Here is a 2,057-nt window from a genome sequence, read left to right on the forward strand (position 1 = left end):
GGCGTCTCCTCCCTCCCCGCCGAGCTCCGCCGCGCCCGTCGCTCGGTGGGGACGGTCTTCGCCGTCCACGGAGCGGTGACCGGCTGCTTCGCCACCCGAATCCCCTGGATCCAGGAACACCTGGGCCTGGGCACCGGCCAACTGGGTCTCGCCCTGGCCTTTCCCGCCATCGGCGCGGCGGTGGCCATGCCGATGGCGGGTCGGATCGTGCACCGGTGGGGAGCGAGGGCCGCCCTGCGCACCCTGCTCGTCCTGTGGTGCCTCGCCCTGGCCCTACCGGCCCTCGCCCCCCACCTCGTCGTCCTCTGCCTCGCCCTCGCGGTCTTCGGCGCCACCGCCGGTATGTCCGACGTGGTGATGAACGCCCAGGGTGTCGAGGTCGAGGAACGGTACGGCCGTTCGATCATGTCCGGTCTGCACGGCCTGTGGAGTGTCGGGGCCCTGGTCGGCTCGGCCGTGGGCGTGGCCGTGGTCCACGCCGGGGTGGACGCCCGACTCCACCTACCGGCGGCGGCACTGGTCCTGGCGGTCCTCGCCCGCTTCGCGGTGCGCGGGGTGCTGGACGTGCGCGCCGCACCCGGTGAGGCGGCGCCGCCCCGCTTCACGCTGCCTCCGAGGTCCGCCCTGCTGATCGGGGCGGTGGGCATGTGCGCCGTCTTCGGTGAGGGTGCCGGAATGGACTGGTCCGGGGTCTACCTGCGGGAGGTCACGAGCAGTTCGGAGACCGTGGCGGCGGCCGGTTACACCGGCTTCGCCTGCACCATGGCCATCGCCCGCCTGCTCGGCGACGCGGTGGTGCGGCGGATGGGAGCGGTGCGGACCGTGCGGGTCAGCGGTCTCCTCGCCGCCGCCGGCGGGGCGTTGGTGGTGGTGGCCCCCGTTCCCGCCGTCGGGGTGGCCGGATTCGCCCTGTTGGGTGTCGGCATCGCCGTGGTGGTTCCGCTGACCTTCGCCGCCGCCGGTCGCAGCGGCGCGCAACCGGCCCGGGCGATCGCCGGCGTGGCCACCATCACCTACACCACCGGCCTGGTCGCGCCGGCCGTGATCGGTCTGCTCGGCGAGCTGACCTCACTGCGGGTCTCCTTCGCCCTGGTGACCGGAGCCGCCCTGATCCTCTTCCTGGGCGCCGGGGTGCTCGCGCCGGGGCGGAACCCCACGGGGACCGGAGCCGTGATCACCGGTACCGGCGCGGAGGGTGCCGGGGTCCCGCCCGCACCGCCGCTCGGGGCGGGCCCCGGAACCGGCTCAGTCGACGGCGGCGGCCATGCGGCGCACGGCCTCGGCGAGCAGCGAGGGTGAACAGGCCAGGTTGAGCCGCGCCCGGCCCTCTCCCCCGGTGCCGAACTCCGGTCCGGGGGAGAGCGCCACCCGCCCGCGCTCCAGGAAACGGGCCGCCGGGTCCGGCTCCTCGGGCCACAACTCCCGACAGTCCAACCAGGCGAAATAGGTCCCCTCCGACTCCAGGACCCCCACCCCGGGCAGCAGAAGCTCCAGCAGGCGGACCACCAGGCGTCGGTTGGCGGCGACGCCGGCGAGGAAACCGTCCAGCCACTCCCCCGCCTCCCGCAGCGCCACGGTGTGCGCCAGCACCCCGAGATGGCTCGCGGCGTGCCCGAGAACTCCGGGAAGGACCGCGAGGTCCCGCTCGGCATCCGGGCCGGCGACGACCAGGGCCGCCTTGGCCCCGGGCAGGTTCCAGCTCTTGGATGCGGATATGACGGAGAAACCGCGCTCCGCCCCCGGCCGGGAGAGCCACGGGGTGAAGCGCGCGCCGGGAGGCACGATCGGTGCGTGGATCTCGTCCGCCACCACCCGCACGTCGTACCGTCCGGCCAGCCCGGCGAGGGTGTCCAACTCGTCCGGGCGGGGTACCGTGCCGGTGGGGTTGTGCGGATTGCACAGCACGTACACCGAGCCGGGGACGGAACGGAAGGCTCGCTCCAGGGTCTCCGGGTCCATGCGCCCCGCCGGGTCGAGCGGGGCCTCCACCACCCGCCGGCCCCGGTGGCGCGCCAGTTCCGCGATCGGGGGGTAGAGGGGCGGGCTGAGCACCACCG

2 protein-coding genes are annotated in these 2,057 nt (G+C 74.8%); one reads left to right on the forward strand and one right to left on the reverse strand.

What is annotated here, in order from left to right:
* Positions 1 to 1,299 (forward strand): MFS transporter (locus FNQ90_RS20915; RefSeq protein ID WP_194432743.1); only part of this gene is annotated, 1,299 nt, incomplete at its 5' end.
* Here the strand turns inward: FNQ90_RS20915 and FNQ90_RS20920 are convergent.
* A partial coding sequence (locus FNQ90_RS20920; protein ID WP_182607772.1) for an aminotransferase class I/II-fold pyridoxal phosphate-dependent enzyme occupies positions 1,246 to 2,057 on the reverse strand: 812 nt, incomplete at its 5' end. The two genes, FNQ90_RS20915 and FNQ90_RS20920, sit on opposite strands and share 54 nt — an antisense overlap.

This window comes from Streptomyces alkaliphilus (genome assembly GCF_014141535.1).
In the GTDB taxonomy this organism is placed as follows: Bacteria; Actinomycetota; Actinomycetes; order Streptomycetales; family Streptomycetaceae; genus Streptomyces; species Streptomyces alkaliphilus.